The 20,126-nt window shown below is 50.3% G+C and carries 18 protein-coding genes and 2 pseudogenes; 15 read left to right on the forward strand and 5 right to left on the reverse strand.

Going from position 1 to position 20,126, the window contains the following annotated elements; translation table 11 throughout:
- The first annotated feature begins 101 nt into the window (after window positions 1–101).
- From NSU14_RS10805 to NSU14_RS10850, 10 genes and pseudogenes are all read left to right on the forward strand, one after another.
- A complete protein-coding gene (locus tag NSU14_RS10805; RefSeq protein WP_042138230.1) occupies window positions 102–1,490 on the forward strand; it encodes an ABC transporter substrate-binding protein in 1,389 nt (462 codons plus the stop codon).
- Window positions 1,491–1,595: 105 nt separating this feature from the next.
- Complete coding sequence (locus tag NSU14_RS10810; RefSeq protein WP_340944745.1) at window positions 1,596–2,498, forward strand: carbohydrate ABC transporter permease; 903 nt, start codon at window positions 1,596–1,598, stop codon at window positions 2,496–2,498.
- A 13-nt stretch (window positions 2,499–2,511) separates the two neighbouring features.
- On the forward strand, window positions 2,512–3,348 hold the full coding sequence (locus NSU14_RS10815; RefSeq protein ID WP_340944747.1) for a carbohydrate ABC transporter permease: 837 nt from the start codon (window positions 2,512–2,514) through the stop codon (window positions 3,346–3,348).
- A gap of 56 nt (window positions 3,349–3,404) precedes the next feature.
- A complete protein-coding gene (locus tag NSU14_RS10820) occupies window positions 3,405–4,415 on the forward strand; it encodes a glycoside hydrolase family 130 protein (RefSeq protein WP_042138224.1) in 1,011 nt (336 codons plus the stop codon).
- Window positions 4,416–4,451: 36 nt separating this feature from the next.
- On the forward strand, window positions 4,452–6,410 hold the full coding sequence (locus NSU14_RS10825; RefSeq protein ID WP_340944749.1) for a carbohydrate-binding protein: 1,959 nt from the start codon (window positions 4,452–4,454) through the stop codon (window positions 6,408–6,410).
- A gap of 530 nt (window positions 6,411–6,940) precedes the next feature.
- A pseudogene (locus NSU14_RS10830) lies at window positions 6,941–7,142 on the forward strand (DUF255 domain-containing protein); the annotation flags it as partial.
- 1,001 nt (window positions 7,143–8,143) lie between these two features.
- Window positions 8,144–8,323 (forward strand): annotated as a pseudogene (locus NSU14_RS10835) (DUF255 domain-containing protein); the annotation flags it as partial.
- 585 nt (window positions 8,324–8,908) lie between these two features.
- Window positions 8,909–9,283: a hypothetical protein gene (locus tag NSU14_RS10840; protein ID WP_340944751.1), complete on the forward strand. Its 375-nt coding sequence runs from the start codon at window positions 8,909–8,911 to the stop codon at window positions 9,281–9,283.
- On the forward strand, window positions 9,270–9,683 hold the full coding sequence (locus tag NSU14_RS10845) for a hypothetical protein (RefSeq protein WP_042138221.1): 414 nt from the start codon (window positions 9,270–9,272) through the stop codon (window positions 9,681–9,683). Before NSU14_RS10840 ends, NSU14_RS10845 begins: the two co-directional genes overlap by 14 nt.
- Window positions 9,684–9,883: 200 nt before the next feature.
- Window positions 9,884–11,989 carry a thioredoxin domain-containing protein gene (locus tag NSU14_RS10850; protein ID WP_340944756.1) on the forward strand — a complete coding sequence of 702 codons (2,106 nt, stop codon included), beginning with the start codon at window positions 9,884–9,886 and terminating at the stop codon, window positions 11,987–11,989.
- A gap of 67 nt (window positions 11,990–12,056) precedes the next feature.
- Here NSU14_RS10850 and NSU14_RS10855 read toward each other — a convergent pair whose 3' ends face one another.
- The gene (locus tag NSU14_RS10855; RefSeq protein WP_042138217.1) at window positions 12,057–12,845 is read right to left on the reverse strand and encodes a PaaX family transcriptional regulator C-terminal domain-containing protein; all 789 of its coding nucleotides are present in this window, start codon (window positions 12,843–12,845) and stop codon (window positions 12,057–12,059) included.
- A gap of 206 nt (window positions 12,846–13,051) precedes the next feature.
- Between NSU14_RS10855 and NSU14_RS10860 the strand changes: the two genes are divergently transcribed.
- Entirely contained in the window at window positions 13,052–13,738 is a 687-nt protein-coding gene (locus NSU14_RS10860; protein WP_076243204.1) for a metal-dependent hydrolase, read from the forward strand.
- A gap of 120 nt (window positions 13,739–13,858) precedes the next feature.
- Here the strand turns inward: NSU14_RS10860 and NSU14_RS10865 are convergent, their stop codons facing one another.
- Entirely contained in the window at window positions 13,859–14,668 is an 810-nt protein-coding gene (locus NSU14_RS10865) for an alpha/beta fold hydrolase (protein ID WP_076243203.1), read from the reverse strand.
- Between the two features lie 153 nt (window positions 14,669–14,821).
- Here NSU14_RS10865 and NSU14_RS10870 point away from each other — a divergent pair, with 153 nt between their 5' ends.
- Entirely contained in the window at window positions 14,822–15,682 is an 861-nt protein-coding gene (locus NSU14_RS10870; RefSeq protein ID WP_340944758.1) for an aminoglycoside phosphotransferase family protein, read from the forward strand.
- 87 nt (window positions 15,683–15,769) lie between these two features.
- Window positions 15,770–16,753: an aldo/keto reductase gene (locus NSU14_RS10875; RefSeq protein ID WP_340944760.1), complete on the forward strand. Its 984-nt coding sequence runs from the start codon at window positions 15,770–15,772 to the stop codon at window positions 16,751–16,753.
- A gap of 121 nt (window positions 16,754–16,874) precedes the next feature.
- On the opposite strand, the gene NSU14_RS10880 is transcribed toward NSU14_RS10875, so the two are convergent.
- A complete protein-coding gene (locus NSU14_RS10880; RefSeq protein ID WP_042138207.1) occupies window positions 16,875–17,105 on the reverse strand; it encodes a hypothetical protein in 231 nt (76 codons plus the stop codon).
- A gap of 240 nt (window positions 17,106–17,345) precedes the next feature.
- Between NSU14_RS10880 and NSU14_RS10885 the strand changes: the two genes are divergently transcribed.
- Both NSU14_RS10885 and NSU14_RS10890 read left to right on the forward strand, forming a co-directional pair.
- Entirely contained in the window at window positions 17,346–18,185 is an 840-nt protein-coding gene (locus tag NSU14_RS10885; RefSeq protein ID WP_042138205.1) for a DegV family protein, read from the forward strand.
- Window positions 18,186–18,386: 201 nt separating this feature from the next.
- Window positions 18,387–18,740, forward strand: a complete 354-nt coding sequence (locus NSU14_RS10890) for a hypothetical protein (protein WP_042138203.1) — start codon at window positions 18,387–18,389, stop codon at window positions 18,738–18,740.
- A gap of 278 nt (window positions 18,741–19,018) precedes the next feature.
- Here the strand turns inward: NSU14_RS10890 and NSU14_RS10895 are convergent, their stop codons facing one another.
- Together NSU14_RS10895 and NSU14_RS10900 are read right to left on the reverse strand one after the other, a co-directional pair.
- Entirely contained in the window at window positions 19,019–19,321 is a 303-nt protein-coding gene (locus NSU14_RS10895; protein ID WP_340944763.1) for a hypothetical protein, read from the reverse strand.
- The gene (locus NSU14_RS10900) at window positions 19,311–19,952 is read right to left on the reverse strand and encodes a hypothetical protein (protein WP_340944766.1); all 642 of its coding nucleotides are present in this window, start codon (window positions 19,950–19,952) and stop codon (window positions 19,311–19,313) included. The genes NSU14_RS10895 and NSU14_RS10900 overlap by 11 nt, the downstream gene beginning before the upstream one ends.
- Between the last annotated feature and the right edge of the window lie 174 nt (window positions 19,953–20,126).

Below are 20,126 nucleotides of genomic sequence, written 5' to 3' on the forward strand. Positions count from 1 at the left end.
TGCCCTCAATGTGGGCTTACCCGCCTTATGTGAAAGCGTTACCCATTCTATAATCAGGTTGTAAGTTAAATTCAGCAGCGATAAATAAGGGGGCACTACCAATGATGAAGCGTACGCTAATGACATCAATGAGCCTGGTTCTGGCACTTGGCCTGGCAGCCTGCGGCAACGGTAACAGTGGCGGCGGCAATGCAGCAGAAGGCTCAGGAGATGCAGCGACAGGCGGTTCAGGGGAAAAAACCAAAATCAGCTACTGGACGGGCGACCGCCATGACGCCGATTTCGTGAAAGAGAAGGTGGCCGAGTTCAACAGGGCCAATACGGACGGTATTGAGGTGGAGCTGGTCGTCAAGGGCGATGACTTCGATACCGCACTGGATCTGTCCTTCCAGACCTCGGATGCCCCGGATGTGATCCGGGTGAAGGAGAACACCATCCAGACGTTCTACAAGAAGGGCTTTCTCGCGCCCATTGATGAATTCCTCACCGATGAGCTGAAGGCGAAGTTCCCGGCCATGCCGGATCTGAATGAATTTGACGGCAAACGTTACAGCCTGCCGAACTACGGAACGACGATGCGCCTGGTGTACAACAAGGACCTGTTCGCCAAAGCGGGCGTCGAGAATCCGCCAACCACGTTGCAGGAGCTGGTGGATACAGCCAAAAAGCTGACCGAAGCGGGTAAAGCTGACGGCGCTTACGGCTTTGCACTGAATTTCAAGAGTCCCTCCAGTGCATTCGCACGTTCGGCACGGGTCATTGCGGAAATGAGCGGTTATGGCGGCTTCGGGTATGACTTCAAGACTGCCCGCTACGATTTCAGCGGCCTCGAGCCGATTATTAATGCCTTCAAGCAGATCAAGGATGACGGCAGCATGCTTCCGGGTGTGGAATCGTTGGATATCGATCCGCTGCGGGCCCAATTTGCCGAAGGCAAGATCGGAATGTATATCTCCTACTCCTCTGAGCCTGGTGTATATAAGAACCAGTTCCCGGCCAAGATCGACTGGGCTGCGGCTCCGGCACCTACAATTGACGGCATGGTGAAGGGCGCTTCCGGCTTCCTCGGCGGCCAATGGCTGAGTCTCAGCTCGAAATCGGAGAATAAGGAAGCGGCCTGGAAGTTCATGCAGTTCATGTACGGGGATCAGGTGCTGACGGATTATCAGGAGAAAGGCTTCGGCATCTCCATGGTTCCATCCATCAGTGCGGTTGCCGCAACACCGGATGTCAACGGCATCGAAGGCTTCCTTCCCAATAAAAATGACGGGGTATGGCCGATCTATCCGGCGGTTGCACCGGAGGGCATGAAGTCGGATGACGCCTTCTTCAAATATATGCTCAATGGCGGCGATCTGAAGGCGGTCATCGCGGATTTGAACAAGCGTTATAATGCTGCGCTGGACAGCGCCATTGCCAATGACGGAATCAAGGCTGAGCCGGATGCAGGCTTTGATCCGGCCGGCCTGGGCGGCAAGTTCGCCAAGTAACCGGAAGGCGAAACATAGAGAAACAGGTCAGATGACGGGGAGGGGGAAGCTGCGTTCTCCACCCCTCTGCTCTGACCGTAAGGGAAAGGAGCCGGAAGAAATCAGATGAATAAAACAAAAAATGCCTTATTCTCATACAGCTTTATCTTTCCAAGTGCCCTTCTGACCATTGTGCTCGGAATCTACCCGATTGCCTGGGCGTTCCGCTACATGTTCTATGACTATAAGGGTTATGGAACGGCCCGGTTTACCGGTCTGGACAATTTCAGCCGCATTCTGAAGGATACCCAATTTTGGGATTCGGTGGTGAATACCTTTGTCTATGCAGGCGGCAAGCTGCTGATCACGATTCCGCTGGCTCTGCTGCTGGCCGCAATCCTGAACCGGGGGCTGCGGGGCAGACAGCTGCTGCGGGGGATTTTTTTCATGCCTACCGTCATCAGTACAGCCGTTATGGCTGTCGTTTTCTTTACCATTTTCAACTCCTATAACGGGATTCTCAATCAGTTCCTGATCAAACTCGGTCTAAGCGATTCCGGGATTGACTGGCTGGGTCCGAAGTATGCCATGCTCACCGTCATTCTGGTTGCGGCCTGGGGCGCGGTCGGGAACTATATGCTGCTCTTCCTCGCCGGTCTGCAGAATATTCCTGAGGATGTGTATGAAGCCTCTGCCCTGGACGGGGCAAGCAAAATCCAGCAGTTCCGCTTCGTGACGCTGCCGATGCTCGGACCTGTCATGCAGATGGTTATTATGCTGGCGATCATTACAGCCCTGAAGGGCTACGAGAGCATTATGGTTCTGACCGAAGGCGGTCCGGTAGGCAAGACGGAAGTAATGTTCCTGTATTTATACAAATTATTCTTCCCTGTAGGCGGGGGGAGTGCCGGAGTTCAGGTACAGGAGTTCGGATATGGAAGTGCGGTCGCCTTTGTGTCCGCGATAATCGTCGGGATCATATCACTCATTTATTTCTACGCCTCCCGGCGGATGAATCAGACCGATTGAGGAGAGACGCGAGATGAGAATAAGAACCATACTGGGCAACACTGTACTGTGGATTTTTCTGCTGGCCTTTGCTTTTATCACCCTGATTCCGATCGTCATCACCGTGCTGGGCTCCTTCAAAACGAATGCCGAGCTGACCACCGGAGCGACCTTCCTGCCAAGCAGCTGGCACTTCTCTAACTATGCTGAAGCCTGGACACAGGCGAATTTCTCCAAATATACGCTGAACAGCCTGATTATTTCACTGTCAGCGGTAGTAGGCACTTTACTGGTTTCTTCCATGGCAGCTTATGTGGTGGACCGGATGGATTTTTTCGGCAAAAAAATATATATCGGCCTGCAATCCTTCACCATGTTCGTGGCCGTGGGGGCAGTGGTGCTGCGTCCGCAATTCGATCTGATGGTTAAGCTTCATCTGCACAGCAGCCTCTGGGGCGTAATTCTGATCCTGATCTCCGCACACGCGTCGATATTCTTCATTCTGTTCAGCTTCATGAAGGGAATTCCCCGGGAACTGGACGAGGCGGCGCTGATCGACGGCAGTTCGCTCGGCCGGACCTTCTGGCGGATTATTCTGCCGCTGCTCGGACCCGGACTCGGCGTAGGTGCGCTGTTCACCTTCCGCGGCGCATGGAATGAATATCTGCTGCCGCTCGTGTTCACGATGACGAAGCCGGAGCTGCAGACGCTGACTGTCGGGCTGGCGAACCTGAAATACGGGATTTCGGCCGCTTCCCAGACCCACTATATGATGGCGGGCGCCTGCTTGTCCATTCTGCCGATTCTCGTGGCCTATCTGTTCGCCAACAAATCCTTCATGCAGATGACGGCCGGTTCCCTCAAAGGGTAACGGTCCGGCCCTGCGCAACCCATATTCCATATTTAACATTCAAGGAGGTACACCCCATGACTCAACACGCTCCGGCAATTCTGCAATCTGCCCCGTTCATCCGGCGGTATCCGGGCAATCCTGTGCTGGATGCAACGAAGGTTCCTTACCCCACCGCACTGGTATTCAATGCCGGTGTAACGAAATTTAACGGCAAGTATGTGATGATCTTCCGTAATGATTACGGCTCACTGGTCGATCAGACGCTTGAGCCGCACCACACCACGGATCTCGGCATTGCTTACAGTGACGACGGGCTGAGCTGGACCGCCGGCCCGAAGCCAGTGTTCAAAATGCATGACGAGGAAATTATCCGCGCCTACGACCCGCGCCTGACCGTGATCGGCGGCCGTTGTTATATGTGTTTTGCCGTGGATACGCACCATGGCATTCGCGGCGGAATTGCCGTTACCGATGATCTGGAACACTTCGAGGTGCTCAGCCTGTCTACACCGGACCTGCGCAATATGGTACTGTTTCCCGAGCCCATCGGCGGCAAGTATGTCCGGCTGGAGCGTCCCTTCACGGTATACAGCCGCGGCGGCCGGGACCGCTTCGATGCCTGGATCTCCGAGTCGCCGGACCTGAAGCATTGGGGCAACTCCAGCCTGCTGCTCGCCGTCGAGCAGGTGCCGTTTGCCAATGACAAGGTTGGCCCGGCCGCACCTCCGGTCCGGACGGATAAGGGCTGGCTGACCACCTTCCATGCGGTGGATGTGGACCCGGCCAGAGGCAAGCAAGGTTGGGAGGACACATGGAAGAAGCGCTATACCGCCGGAATTATGCTGCTGGATCTGGAGGACCCCCGCAAGGTGATCGGCATGAGCAAGCAGCCGCTGCTGGCACCGGAGACAGACTATGAGATTGGCGGGGGCTTCCGCAATCATGTGATTTTTCCGGGAGGAATGATTCTGGAGGATGACGGCGAGGTCAAGATCTATTACGGCTCTGCGGATACGGTGGAATGTCTGGCAACGGCCCATGTGGACGATCTGCTCCGGCTCTGTCTGGAGCCGGAGCAGAGATAAGAGTATTTTCTGAAAATATGAAAGGGGTGTTTATTTATGCTAAAAAAGTTAAACTTATTAAGTTTAATTGTTTGTATGCTCGCCAGTCTTTTAGCTGTCGTTCCTTTGACAGCAAGTGCAGCGGGTACAATTGTAAGTTATCCGTTACCGTCGATCTATACCACGACCAATCAATACACGGTAACAGCAGACTCTACCAATATACCGGTAATCGACACTTCGGAGGTATTTGTAAACTATAATTATTGTAATCTCTCTTTTTCAGGTACGACTACAATCACAATTACAGCAAGCGAGCCAATCAATACCTATAATATTTCTCCCAAAGCTTTGGGAATCACTGCAGCCAAGAGCGGAAATACACTTACCTTTACACTTTCATCACCAACCTATCTTATCGTTAAAATCAATAACCTGAAAGATCTGGTGATTGCGGCAGATGCTCTTGAAACCAATGTTCCGGCTTCATCCGGTACAGGGATATACAATGTTAAAACCGGGTACGGTGCCGACAGTACCGGTGCCGCTTTGGCTACAACTGCCATACAAAACGCCATTAATGCGGCTAACGCAGCAGGCGGCGGTATAGTATACGTTCCAGCCGGCGTGTACAAGAGCGGTAACATTGTTCTAAAAAGCAACGTTTCGGTTTATCTGGAGGGTGGTTCTGTGATAAGGGGTTCAGGAAATCCAAGCGATTACACTACCCATTTCCATAAGAATTCTCTGAATAAGGATGGAACCTGGTTTATTTATACCGAAACCAATGCAAACAATATTAAGATATACGGCAGGGGAACGATTGACGGCAATGGCCATTATATGAGAAATACAAACAATTATTTGAACAATATTCTTGTACCCTTGCAGTGCAGCAACTTCACGGTTGACGGCATAACCATCAGAGACAGTGGTGGCTGGGCTACAATCGTTACAAGATCTAATAACGTAACCTTCCAGAATACCAAGCACTTCAACAACAATGAACTTGATTATGAGAATGATGCAATAGACATTCAAGAGAGCCAGAATGTACTCATTAAGCACACTGTAGCAGTATCGGAGGATGACACCTACTCATTTAAGACCTGGGATGTAGCAACTACCGATATAGCTGCAAACTGGCCTGGAACTCCTGAAAACCAGTCAAATGTAGTGGTGGATGATGCTTTGGCCTGGAGCAGATGTGGAGCATTCAAGGTCGGCGATGGAGTGAAACAGCTTCAGGATGGCATCGTTGTTAAAAACTCTTATGTATACCGGTGCTGGCGCGCTTTAGCGGTAGGTCATCTTTATGGGACTCCAGCAGCACAAAACATCATATTTGATAATATAGACGTAGAAGGCTTCTGGCCAAGATCCGGTGTTCACTCCAGATGGTTTGATCTTTCTGCAAAAACCGGTCCGATAAAAAATGTGGTCTATAATAATATCAATTTACGCGCTTTAGGTGAAGTTTCAATAATGAAGGGTTGGAGTGATACATCTACTGTCTCCGGAGTTACATTAAACAATGTTCGCGTCGGTGGAGTTGCGGTAAATAATTTGGCAGATTTGAAAATAACAGATACGAACAGCTATGCTGCAGAGCCAAAATTCAACACATTGAAATTTGAAGCGGAAGGCTATAACCTTAGTTCAGGTGTTATGTCCTATGAGTCAAGCACGGACGGCGGGCTGGATGTGGGTGGAGGCAGTAATGGCGACTATATAGCATTTAAAAATGTAGACTTTGGCAGTACAGCTAAAACAAGTATTGATATGAAGGTTGCATCCGCTAACTCCGGCGGAAGGGTAGAATTCCACCTGGATAGCCCTACAGGCCCTATGCTGGGTTATTGGACGGCAGAAACCACAGGCGGATGGCAGACATGGTCCCTCAAGAATATCCCGCTTAATGCCGGGACAGCGGTAGGAACTCATACGGTATATGTTACTTTTGTGAAGTCAGATTCAACCACAGTTGCAAATTTAACTTGGTTCCAGTTCAAATAGCCAACTAACACAAAAAACAGCAAGTCTCCTAAGTGAAGTGAAATAGGGACTTGCTGTTTGAGGTTTCAATTAATTCTTAAAGCTATGAATTGGAGCTGGGTTTCGTCCGCACGATTAACGAAGTTCGCGCAGTTGAAGCCGTTTACTGCAGAGAATAAATAGACAGCATAGTCGATATGCTTAGAACCATACGTTCAAGATACCATTTAGCAGTTCAGTTGGGACAGATAAATGTTTTTCACAATTATGATTTGGCAAAGTGGTTTGATGAGATTAGAGATTTATTGCAATAGAAATGAAAAAATCTACAAATAGAAATTCCGAAAAGATAAAGGTTAAGAACCGTTTAATTGCTCTAACTAAAGATACATTCGAAAAGTTTGGTCATTTGATGGGACAAGTCTTCCTGAGCATGTGTGTAGATATAAATTAGGTGTTTATTACGAAGTACCTTTTTTCCTTTACCTGCGCCTTCCCTCACTTTTTTGGGTAAACTAACCGTAGACAACACTTTACCTAAATTATCCGAAATGAGGGGACGCCCCGTGACAACTCACAAATCTTCCAATAGATTAGCCAACGAAAAATCACCCTATCTCCTACAGCACGCCCACAATCCCGTGGACTGGTATCCATGGGGAGACGAGGCCTTTGCCAAGGCGCAGGGCGAGAAAAAGCCGATCTTCTTATCTGTCGGCTATTCGACCTGTCATTGGTGTCAGGTCGGTGAATTCCACTTGTTTAATCTCAACGTTTTTGTCACATCCCTGAGTCAGATTCCTGTTAAATTCCAAGTCTGTCGAATTAACTTGCTGAATTCGCATTTCATTTGTTGATAAACTATGCTATAGGTTTTCTAAGCGTTTTTGATAGGAAAGCGTATAACAAAACAATGAAGGATATATTTTCATAGTGGCAAATGGGGCTTTAATATACTTCGAAATATGATAAATTCCATAGATATGGAGTATTTGAAGATGATGTTTATTTACATATCGGGATGATGAGAACACACTTGCTCGGCTGGTAGAACGTTTGCATGGCATGCATGAGGCCGTCGGTTCGATCCCGATTTAAAATTGTTTGAGTGTACGATGTATAAGAAGCTTGAAGTCTGTGCAAGATATTTTTGACGGTGTGAAGAGAGGTGTGGTTCCGTTGGACCATTCGGTGCTAGGGCTACAAGAGGAATTTAACTAATCACTAAGTCAACTGAAAGCGAGGGGTTGTGTCGCAGAGCATCTCTGAACACACACGCCTAGTAGCATTCCTTTAAAACGGAAAGTGAACAAGCGGTGCCCAAGTATTTCTAATGATGTGAAGTGTGCCTTTTAAAGATACTCGAACGATCAAACACCGTCGAAGGGAGCCTGTAAAAGGGCTCCTTTTTCTATTGCTTAAACGCAACAATCCATTCCGAAAATGTTATGGTTTTAAAGAGGCTGTCCCAAAGTAGGGAGCACGTTAATTTCTGTAACGGAACCTGATCGAGGTGGAGTAAACCTATCTCTTAATGCTAGAATTACAGCTAACGAATTAACCTCACTGAAAGATTATGTATTTTAAAGTCTATTCAAAGAGCAAGGGTTGTCATAGGTCCTGATTAAGTTTCGGTAGTTGAGTCAAGCAATACTTTATAAAAAAGACACTAACGAGGTTAGTGTCTTTTTGTTCACCAATGGGTAATAATGAAAATGGCAACATACGTGCTCAAGGAGGCTACATGAATAGAGATAAAAGAAGGCCAAAAGCCAAATCGACTAATAAACGAAAAATCACCCTATCTACTGCAACACGCCCACAACCCCGTGGACTGGTTCCCTTGGGGAGAAGAGGCTTTTGCTAAGGCGCAAGCCGAGAACAAGCCGATTTTCCTTTCAGTTGGATACAGCACATGTCATTGGTGTCATGTCGGTGAATTCCACTAGTTTAATCTCTACGTTTTCGTCCCACCCCGAAGTTGCTTCCTGTTTTGTTCTCATTAGGTCTGTTTTCACTAATCTCTTGCTGTACTTGAATTCATATAGTTTTAAACTAGATATGCACCACTATAAATTATCTCTCAGTCTATCAAGTTGACTTGCTGAATTCGTATTTCAGTTGTTTGAATGATGAAACTCCTATAGCACTTATATCGCTCGATAAAGTGAAATTTGAAGCGATACGAATAAAGAAGTTTGTCCCAGTATATGGTATTATTTAGTTTGATGAAACCGACCCTGTTCAATTTGTCGAAGAAGATACACCATTTCGTTAGAACTTCACAGAGGGACTTATTGCAACTTCATATGGGTAGAACTTCTGTAGACTTGGGATGGTATCAAGAGTGTAGAATCGAAGAAAACTACTTGTTGGTACTTATTAAAGATGATATTTGGGTATGCCCAATTTTTAGTCTTGAATCAAGGGATAACAGTTATCATTCATGAAATCGTAAAACTTTTACTAAACATTATTACATAAATGAAAGCAAGATCTCATTGAATGGAGGACATATAATGAATGGCGACTTCATTTTCAATATGGATTATGAAAGGAGGGACGGGTTACTAGGAATCACTGGAGAGTGGATTGCAAAAAGGGGCACAGGAAGTGTCCGACGCTTTGAGTTTATTGACGTAAGAGTTTTAAAGCAACTAATTGAAAACAACTATATTGACCCACTTGAAGCCCATAATAGTTCTCCTAGTGTAGAAAAAATGTTTAACTTCATGGCTACATACCCCAATGTATTGACTAAAGGCTATGCCACCAGCCCATTGCGTAAAGATTATAGAGTGACATTAGATACGCTTTTTGTACCCAAAGAACAGATAAGAGAGCAATTTCATTCACCGATTGAAGAATGGAGCATGAACAATGACCGTAGATAGAACTGATGAATTATTGCGTATACACGGATTAATCCCAAAGCAAAGTGATATAGATGATATTCGCAAGTTGTTGCTTATTGAACTGGACAATCAGGAGTCCGAAGACAATGAGTATATAAAGACGTTATGTATTCAATTGTTTATTCTTGGTCAAGTAGAGGATAGTTTGTTAATTTGGAAGGCGAAAAAGAAAAACTTCGATTCATTTATTTATATTGATGTTCAATTGCTTTGTGGGGCAGGACTAGAGCAAACCAAAATCTTTCTGGAAAATACAATAACTATTGATGCCCTGGATGAAATTGCATATTTGAAAAAGGCAGAACTAACAAGGGATTTTGTTGAATTCAGTAGAGATAACCTAATAAATTTTTACAAAGGATACTATGGAATAAGTTAAAAAATCATAAAGAGTGTTAAGTCGCTGAATTAATCAATCACCACTTGAGAACAACGCCTTCTGTTCAAACCAATTTAAAGAACCCTCTTCTTAAGAAGTTACATTTTTTCTCTCCCTTGCGACTTTCCCCACCCATTTGGGTAAAATACCCCTAAGCTTTATTTTACAAACAATCCTACAACGAAACGAGGTGATGTCCCATGACTACTCATAAAGTACCCAATAGATTAGCCAAGGAGAAGTCGCCATATCTGCTCCAACACGCACTTAACCCAGTGAATTGGTTCCCTTGGTCTGAAGAGGCGTTTGAAGTCGCCAAGCGCGACAATAAGCCTGTCTTCCTTTCAGTCGGCTACTCCACCTGTCATTGGTGTCACGTAATGGAACGCGAATCCTTCGAGGATTCAGAAGTCGCGCAGCTCCTTAACGATAACTACGTAGCCATCAAAGTCGACCGCGAGGAGCGGCCGGATATTGATGCGCTGTATATGTCGGTCTGTCAGGCGCTGACGGGGAGCGGGGGATGGCCGCTGACGGTGCTGCTGACGCCGGAGAAGAAGCCGTTCTATGCCGGTACGTATTTCCCGAAGCGGCAGATGTTTGGCCGGATCGGGCTGATGGATGTGCTGGAGCAGATCCACACGAAGTGGGAGCAGGATGGCGAAGCGCTGAATAAGCTGGGCGATGACCTGCTGGATGAGCTGCATACACTTGACCGTAAGAATGCATATAACTCGGCTGATGTAGACGGCGGTATCCCGGGCGATGAGCTGCTGCATGAGGCGTATGAGCTGTACCGGCGCCAGTTCGACGAGGAATATGGCGGGTTCGGCAATGCGCCGAAGTTCCCTTCGCCGCATAATTTGTCCTTCCTGCTGGCGTACAGCCAGCTGCACAATCAGCCGGAAGCGCTCCGCATGGTGGAGAAGACGCTGGAGTCGATGTACCGGGGCGGCATGTACGACCATGTGGGCTTCGGGTTCTCGCGGTATTCTACGGACCGGGAATGGCTGGTTCCGCATTTTGAGAAAATGCTCTACGATAACGCACTTCTGGCGAACGTCTATCTGGAGGCCTTCCAGATTACCGGGAAACCGCTGTATGCGGAGATTGCCGAGCAGATCTTCACCTATGTCCTGCGCGATATGACTTCTCCCGAAGGCGCTTTCTACTCTGCGGAGGATGCGGATTCGGAAGGCGTGGAGGGGAAGTTCTACGTCTTCTCCCGTGATGAGATCGAGGAAGCCCTGGGACTGGAAGACATGCATTCATATTGCCATGTCTACGGGATTACCCCGGAAGGCAACTTCGAGGGTGCCAATATTCCGAATCTGCTTCAGGGACTGCCGGAAGAAATGGCGGAACGCCTGGGCATGAACCCGCTGGGCCTGCGGACCCGGATGGAGGAATGGCGCGGGAAGCTGTATGAGTACCGGGAGCAGCGCATTCATCCGCTCAAGGATGACAAGGTGCTTACTTCGTGGAACGGGCTGATGATCGCGGCGCTGGCTCAAGGAGCCAAAGCGCTGCAAAAGCCTGAATATGCCAAGGCCGCCGAAGCGGCAGCAAACTTCATCTGGGACAAGCTGCGGCGCGAGGATGGCAGGCTGCTGGCACGTTACCGTGACGGGGAGTCAGCGATTCCCGCTTATGTGGATGATTATGCCTTCCTGATCTGGGGACTCAGCGAACTATATGAAGCTACGGGTCAGGCGGTCTATCTGGAACGCGCTCTGATTCTTAAGGATGGACTGCTGGAGCTGTTCTACGATTCCGAAGGCGGCGGCTTCTTCTTCACCGGCCATGACGGGGAAGAACTGCCTATCCGCTCGAAGGAATTGTATGACGGGGCTATTCCATCCGGGAATTCGGTAGCGGCGAAGCTGCTCTGGAAGCTGTCGGTGATTGCCCAGGACGTGGAGCTCAAAGGCATCGCCGAGCGTACCGCTGCGGTGCTCTCCTCTGCAGCAGCGGAGTATCCGCCGGGTTATGCGATGTATTTGCAGGCCCATCTGGCGATGACCTCGGGCGGCAGGGAATGGGTGCTCTCCGGCAAAAAAGAGGACCCGGCGCTGCACGGCATGCTGGCTCAGGTTCAGCAGGCCTATCTGCCTGACGCTGCGCTGATCGTTAACTGGGAAGGGGATAGCGAAGGCATTCTCCGCCTCCTGCCGCATCTGGCGGACAAACCGGCGGTCCGCGGCGATGCGACGGCCTATGTGTGCCGGAATTTTGCCTGCCGTGCGCCGGTTACGAATATGGAGGCGGTCCGGGAGCTTTTGGCCTCCGGCAATCGCGAGGGTTAGTATATAACACAAAGAGCAGCCTGCGGTTTGGGCTGCTCTTTGTGTTAAGTATCCTTCCAAGATCATCTTATCTGACGAAAGGGGCATAGAAAGAATCCGCAGGAATTGCCTGTGCGGCTCTACGCATATGCTTGTTCATTGCGGCGATAATCACTTTACCCGGCCAATGGTCCGGCAGCAGCTCATCCGGGAGATACGGGTCGGCCATAAACAGCCCGCTTAATTCCTCACCCATCTGCAAATATAGCAGGAATAGCTGTAGAGGCTGCCCCGCCTGAAGTGCCTCGTGCAAAGATGGAACGAATTCTTCCTGCAGCCAGTCCGATTTCTTCTGATATAAGGCTTCGATTTCATCCAGCTGCCAGATCGCTTGTGCTTTCTGTGGCGTAATGGAGCCTTCCTGGAATTGGCCTTGCAGGATGGACACCTTGCCTTCCAGCTCCAGCTTTTGGATATATGCTGCGACTTCATCGCGATAGTTCCATGGTGAAATGTACACACTGTTATATAGAAGACCATAGCCCAGCTGGCCGAGCGCCGTACGGAACTGGTCGCGCTTCTTGCGTTCAGACTCAGGAACCTCCAGCATGACCACATCCCAGGTGTGATCCCACTTTTCCTGATACCGGGCGGGCTTGCTGTTAATCGCCTTAATGTAGGCGAGGCCCTCGGCGGTGACGCTGTACCAGGAGCGTGACGGGGAAGCGATATAGCCCTCTTTTTTCAGACGGGACAGGGCATTGCGGATATAGGTGGAGGTGTACCCCCTTTGCTCGTAAATCTCAACAAACTGCTGGGCGCCCATCTGCTCCACCTTGGACAACAGGAACAGCATGGTTTTCTCAACGGACAGCAATGTTCTTCACACCTCTCTTGACAGCTGGCAGAAATGAATATATCATAAAAACTAACGAACGTATTATAATTTGTTATATTGTAAAAATTCAGTAGCATGTCTGGCTTCAGAGCAGCTTGGTGTCATTGTAACGTAAACTTTGGGTTTTTGCACGATTCAATCCCTGAAGACCCATTGAAATTAACAGCGAAGAGGAGAGAAAATCAATGAAAATTATCTACCATGGCCATTCCTGTGTTCAAATCGAGGTAAACGGCAAATCGCTGATTATCGATCCTTTCATTAGCGGCAATGCTGCAGCAGTGACAAAGGTTGAAGATATTAAGACGGATGCGGTGCTGCTGACTCATGCCCATATGGATCACATTCTGGATGCCGCGCCGATTGCCAAAAGTAATAATGTTCCGATTGTAGCTAATGTGGAGTTAGCCTCTTACCTGGAGGGGAAGGGCGCCCAGACGATTGGCATGAACATCGGGGGGACGGTGGATCTTGGTTTTGCCAAAGCGACGATGATCCATGCCTTCCACACCTCCAGCATTACACTCGAAGATGGACAGAGGATCTACGGGGGGACGCCTGCGGGCTTCATTATTGAAGCTGAGGGCCGCACCATTCTGCATGCAGGGGACACCGGGCTGTTCGGAGACCTGAAGATGTTCGGGGAGCTGTACGAGATTGATCTGGCCATTCTGCCGATCGGCGGACATTTCACGATGGGGCCTGAGCATGCACTCATCGCCGCTAAGTGGCTGGGAGCGAGACATGTACTTCCGGTACACTACAATACCTTCCCGCCGATCCGTCAGGATGCAGGTGCTTTCGTTCAGGCGCTGGAAGAAGCGGGAATCAGAGGCTCGGCGCTTGCCTATGGTGAGACGCTGGAGCTGTAAGGTTGTATACAGAAGGATTAAGGATGAACTAACTGATACGTGATTTAAAATGTAAAATGACTAAACAGCCGTTTTTTTGCTTCCGCAAAGAAACGGCTGTTGTTATATGGCGGATGATTTCTACTTGGCGAACCGGGACAGCTCCAGGTTGAATTTGTCGCGTTCGTCATAGAATAATCCGTGTCCGCTATTCTCGAAGGGGATCAGTACCGAATTGCGGATTCCTTGATGCTGTGCCTCGGCCAGCGGGAAGAAGCATACCTGATCATGAACACCGTGCAGAATCAGCGTAGGCACCTGTATCCGGGGGAAGTCATTAAACAACTCTTCCTCCAGCCAAGCCTTGGAGACAGCGATGGTCGACCAGCTTGCGGCCTCAAGCCCTAACTGGAAGAACCAGTCTGAGAACGGCTGGGATACTTTTTGATAGAAGAAGATTTCGCCGAAATCATACAGCATCTTGGGCCGGTCATCGTAGGTAGACTGAATGATCTGCTCGATAGCTTCTCTGGTCGTTCCGTAAGGGAAGCCCGGCCGCTGAATCAGACTGGGGGCTGCCGAAGCGAATAGCGCAAGCTTGGAGACACCATATCCCTGGTGCCGGGCCATATACCGGATGGCTACGGCTCCGCCGGTTGAGTGTCCGCCGAGTGTAATATCCTGCAGCCCAAGTGCCCCGATCACGCAGCGGATATCATCAGCTAAGCGGTTATAATCGTACCGGCCCAGCGGTTTATCCGAATTGCCGAATCCCCGCATGTCCATCCCGATGCAACGGTAGCCCATAGGCACCAGCTGGTTGTACTGATATTCGAACATCTGGTGGTTAGCAGGCCAGCCATGGACGAAGAGAATCGTTCTGCTGCCCAGCGGGTTGATATCATTAACATAAATCTTCACGTTCGGTTCGACTCTGATCCAATGTTCCATATAGCTTCCCTCATTTATCCGTTGTATGGTTTAATTGGTTTATATTATTCAGGTATCTGAGGAAAGTGCCTAGAATACAAGCAATTGGATTGACAGCAGCTGCATAATGACAAGCGAACAAGAATCAGTCAACGGAAAGGAAGATTCATAACCATGAATAATGTTCTAAGCAATATCCGCTGGAAAGAGCAAAGTGCGGAATATGAGGCGATTCTGCAAAGGGCAGATGAGGCGGTCATTACCCCGCTCGAGGGTGGTCTGGAAGCCGAGGTGTACAGAGTTACACTGCCGGATACAGAGCTTGTGTTCAAAATATGGAACCGGGATTCACGGCCGGATATCTCTATCCAATATAAAGTGCTGGAGCAGATGTACCGGCAGGGCCGTGCGGTGTCACAGCCGTATGCCTGGGGATTGGACCCCGGGGACAATCAGGTGCTGTTAACCAGCTTTGACGGTGTGCCTCTCACGGAAGCGAATACCACCGTTCTTACAGCAATAGCAGAAAATCTGCTGGATATACATAGGCTTCCACTCGATTCCTTAAGCGGTATAGAAGTACCCGCATATGATTTCGCAGATTACTTCTTCCCGGAGTGGGGAGGTCAGCCGGAGATCAGAAGGCTGGCGCTGGGGCTGGCGGACAAGGCGGGAATAACCTCGCATCATCTGATTCACGGAGACTATCATGCGGGCAATATCCTGGAGGCAGCAGGAGCCTACACCATTATAGACTGGACGAATGTCCAGCTGGGCGATCCGAGATATGATATAGCGTGGTCTATTCTAATTATCCGGGTCTATGCCGGGGAGCAATACGCTGAAGTCTACCGTTCAGCATTTCTTGCAAAGAGCAGTTACACTGCAGCAGAGCTTGAACTATTCGAGGCGCTGGCTTGTCTGCGCTGGCTCCAGCTATATAGAACTACTGGTATTCCGCTGCAGCCGGATACGCTTGCGATGATGCAGGCTATTCTGGAGCGCAACAGGCATTTGCCGGAAGGTCTGCTCTAAAGGTGCCGTAAATGATATTGGAATTTGACTGTGGTATGATCAGGGCAGACAAGGTATCAATTTCAAATCGGGAGGCGGAAGCAGGGAATGAATACTAGAATGCTAGGCGGTAAGCTGCAGGTGTCTGCACTTGGACTCGGCTGCATGGGGATGTCCGATTTCTATAGCGGCCGGGATGAAGCGGAGTCCATCCGCACGATTCACCGGGCCATGGACCTGGGAGTTACTTTTCTGGATACGGCAGATATGTATGGTGTGGGACGGAATGAAGAGCTGGTCGGAAAAGCCGTTAAAGGCAAACGGAACGATCTTGTGCTGGCGACCAAATTCGGCAATGTACGCAGTCCGGAAGGGCAGATGCTCGGCATAAATGGCCGTCCGGACTATGTGAAGTCAGCTTGCGATGCCAGTCTCCTGCGGCTTGGCGTAGATCATATTGATCTATACTATCAGCACAGGGTAGATCCGAACACGCCAATTGAAGAAACCGTTGGTGCGATGGCCGATCTCGTTGCAGCAGGCAAAATCCGCTACATAGGGCTGTCTGAGGCAGGGACGGCTACCATCCGCCGCGCTCATGCCATTCATCCGGTAACGGCGCTGCAGACCGAATATTCCCTGTGGAGCCGTGAGGTGGAGGACGAAATTCTGCCGCTTGTCCGCGAGCTGGCTATTGGCTTCGTTCCGTACAGTCCGCTGGGGCGCGGTTTCCTGACCGGGCAGATTCAGAGCTTCGAGGATCTGGCCGAGGATGATTACCGCCGCAACTCCCCCCGTTTCCAGGGGGATAATTTCAAGAAGAATCTGGATCTGGTGGAACGCATCAAGCAGATTGCTGCCGGGAAGGGCTGCGAGCCCTCTCAGCTTGCGCTGGCCTGGCTGCTGAAGCTAGGGGAGGACATCGTGCCGATCCCGGGAACGAAACGGACGAAGTATCTGGAAGAGAACGTAGGTGCACTGGACATAGAGCTGACCGCTGAGGAGCTGCAGCAGATTGATGAGGCTGCGCCTCAAGGGGCTGCCTCCGGCATGCGTTATCCGGAGCAGAGTATGCGAAGCTTGAATCTGTAGCAGCTGCACTTAGGGAACCAGCTAAGAGTGTGCGTTGTATGATAAAAGAGGAGCCGCGTAAGGTATGCGGCTCCTCTTTTTTGGATGCGGTAATGTTCAGCTGCTCCCTATAAAGGGCAAGCTACTTATTCCGTTCAGGGTTCTGCGGCTTCACGCGGGCGGGTCTGGATACCCAATTGCTGCGGTTCATCGGCTTCACTGTATCAATCCGCGGATTCGGAGTTTCCTCAGCGCTGATGTTCTCTGCCGCAGCCGTCTCTGCTGTACCTTCGGATTCTACGTTAGCGGGGGTCTTTTTGGACAGGCCGGCACCATTATGTTTGCCTCTGTTCCACACTTTGTTCTTGCTCATCGTTACACTCCATTTCTATTCACTTATGCATAAACCATATCATAAGACGGGAAGTTAAGAAAGAACCTGATGCAGCTAATAATAGTCGCAGAGAGTAACAATCCTTCAGGCAGAATAGTCTGCTGAGCTGTGAAAAATAGCACTAAGCACAAAAAAACGCTTTTGACAAGTTATAAATTGTACTATTGGTTTACATAAAAGGTGACTATACTAGTATAGAATTGAAAGGAGAGCACCCTGATGCCCATCAAGATTATAACGGATAGCGGTTCCGATTTACCCCCAGATTACGTAGAGCAGTACGACATTTCTATTGTCCATTTGCCGGTTCATTTCGGACATGAACTCATGCCTTATGATACGGACGCGAAGACTTTTTATGCGAAGATGCATGAAGCGAAGGAATTGCCGACTACGGCGAGCCCAAGTCCACAGGTATTCCTGGACAATTTCAAACAAGTGGAAGCAGGCACTGATATTATGGTCATCTGCATGTCCTCCAATATCAGCAGTACTTATCAGACCGCAATGATCGCCAAGGAGATGTACGAGGAAGAAGGACATCCGAATGCGATTGAAATTATAGATTCCAAACTTTTTTCAGGCGGACTGACACTGATTGTGGCTATGGCAGCGAAATGGTCGCTGACGGCAGCAAGTCTGGCTGAATTGAAAGATAAAGTGATGCACAAGGTTGAAGAGACCACCGCTTATTTCACACTGGATACTCTGGAGAATGTGATCAAAGGCGGGCGGCTGAGCCGGATCTCCGGTGCCGTGGCTTCTGTACTGAACATTAAGCTGCTGCTGAAGATCAGCGAAGAGGGAACCGTTGAAGTGGTCGAGAAGACCCGTGGACTTCCTAAGGCGCTGAGTCATCTGCTGGCCAAGCTTGATCAGAAGCAGCATGATTATGAACAGGCGGTAATCGCCATAGTCCATAGCAATTGCGAGATGCTGGCGCTGGAAATCAAGGAGCGTATTCTGGAGAAGCATCCCTTCAAAGAAATTTTGCTGTCCACCATGGGACCTGTGATGGGTACATATGCAGGACAGGGCGGAATCGGCGTTGCTTTTTAGGCTGCTGCAGATTTAATGGAGAATAAGTGAATAGCTAAGCCGTATACAAGGACTTTCCGGTGTACGGCTTTTTAGTTTGCTTTGGTATAGAGGCGGAGGAATTACAGCAAGCGGGGTGGAGGGACGGCAGCGGGCTAGGCACCCTGAGCTGGGCATGTGCATAGAATGTAGCAAATCCATTTATACGGAGGTTAAACATTCATGTCGACATATCATAGTGGCCCGCAAACAGCGGTTATCTATCAGGCTGACCCTGCGGTGGTCCAGCATCTGCACGGTGTCCGCGATTCTCTGCACCAGTCCTGCAAGCCTTATTTGAACCATAATGTGAAGGTACAGACCATCGATGGACAGATGCATGAAGGCACCATTGCCGGCATGGACAGCAAACATCTGTACCTCACGGTGACTATAACTACAGAAACGGGACGCGGATACTACAATCCGTATTACAAGCCTTATCCAGGTCCAGGTTATCCGTATCCGGGGCCGGTAAATAATAATGTCATCCTGCCGCTGGTATTATTCGAACTGCTGGCAATTTCGTTAATCTGAGCCGGGTGCGGGCCGGAGAGTTGCCCGGATGCGTGCTTGACCGCTGCGGCTATTGTAATAAGTAGAGTAAGTAGAGGGAATAACCTGCTCATGCAAAAATAACCGGATCAGCATCTTACCGATCCGGTTATTGTGATGCGGTTTCTGCATGTAATAAGCTGCCGGATGATTTATCTGGCAGTTGAAGTGCTGCTGACCGGCTTCAGCGCAGAACCTGATGTGAGGGTGTACTAGAACCCGCAGGATGAAATGCGGTCAAGTTCCAGTGACTGTGCTTCTTATTTGCCGCCTGAATCACCGCTGCTGAGGCTGATGCTATCGGCTTGAGCTGTGCCTGATTTCATTGTGTACTGGATGATGTCGCCTGCCTTTAGTGTGGACAAGGCGATCGTAGCCTCTGTACGCTTGCCATCGGTAAAAGTAATAGAGATAAGCTTCGTATCCGATGTCACCGTAACAACGGTGGTCTCTTCAGAGAAGCTCATCTGCGCACCGCCCTGTCCCTGCGGTCTGCCGCCTTGGCCGCCACCGTACTGGCCACTGCCCTGGCCGCCGCCTCCCGCTCCCGGCTCACCGCTCACTGCCCGGGCTGCCCGAAGGCTCCGCGCCTTGCGGGGCTCCCGCTGGTGCTGCTCCATCCTGCGGAGCAGCGGATGGCGCTTCGGCTGTATACAGAGTAATCTTGCTGCCGCTGATACTCTTGATCTTGCCGAAGCTCATGGCGGCGCCGGGAGTCTTCCCGCCGCTGCCGCCACCATCTGCGGCAGCTGGCTTCGCGCCCGCGGCCGGGGTTGCTGCCGGCTTCGCGCCAGCGGCAGCCCCTGGCTTGTCCGGCGCGCCTGAGGGAGCGCCGCCAGCACTGCCCGGAGCAGCGCCGCCCGCTGCTCCGCCTCCGGCACCCGCAGGCGCGTCGCCCCCGGGTGCTCCGCCTGCAGGCCCGCCGTCTTGGCTTCCGGCGGGCCGTTCACCCGCCTTGCCGTCCTGCGGCGGGGCAGCCTGACCGTCCGGCTGGGCACCCGGAGTCTGCGGCGGCTTCACGTCATCTCCCGGGCCGGGCAGCGGGAGAGGGCTGGCGCTGGCCTCCGGCGCCGCCGTCAGCCCGCCCCCACCGGCAACAAGTCCGCTCTTCAGCTCAATCCTTGACGCAGTTAGCGTACCTTCGGTCAGCGTAACTGTAAGGATATCGCCTGTCTGCAGATCTGCCAGAGGCAAAGCACCGGCGGCTCCTCCAGAAGAGGAGCCGGTTTTTGTGGTGACGGATGGAATTACAAACTTCGTATTCTCATCAACGGTAATGACTACTGTCTCGTCTGTAAACTGAAGAGCGGATGTGGAGGGGGCGCCACTGGCGTTGCTTCCTGTCGCGCCATCGCCCGCTGCAATACC

It is taken from the genome of Paenibacillus sp. FSL R10-2771, assembly GCF_038000205.1.
Taxonomy (GTDB): domain Bacteria; phylum Bacillota; class Bacilli; order Paenibacillales; family Paenibacillaceae; genus Paenibacillus_AQ; species Paenibacillus_AQ phytohabitans.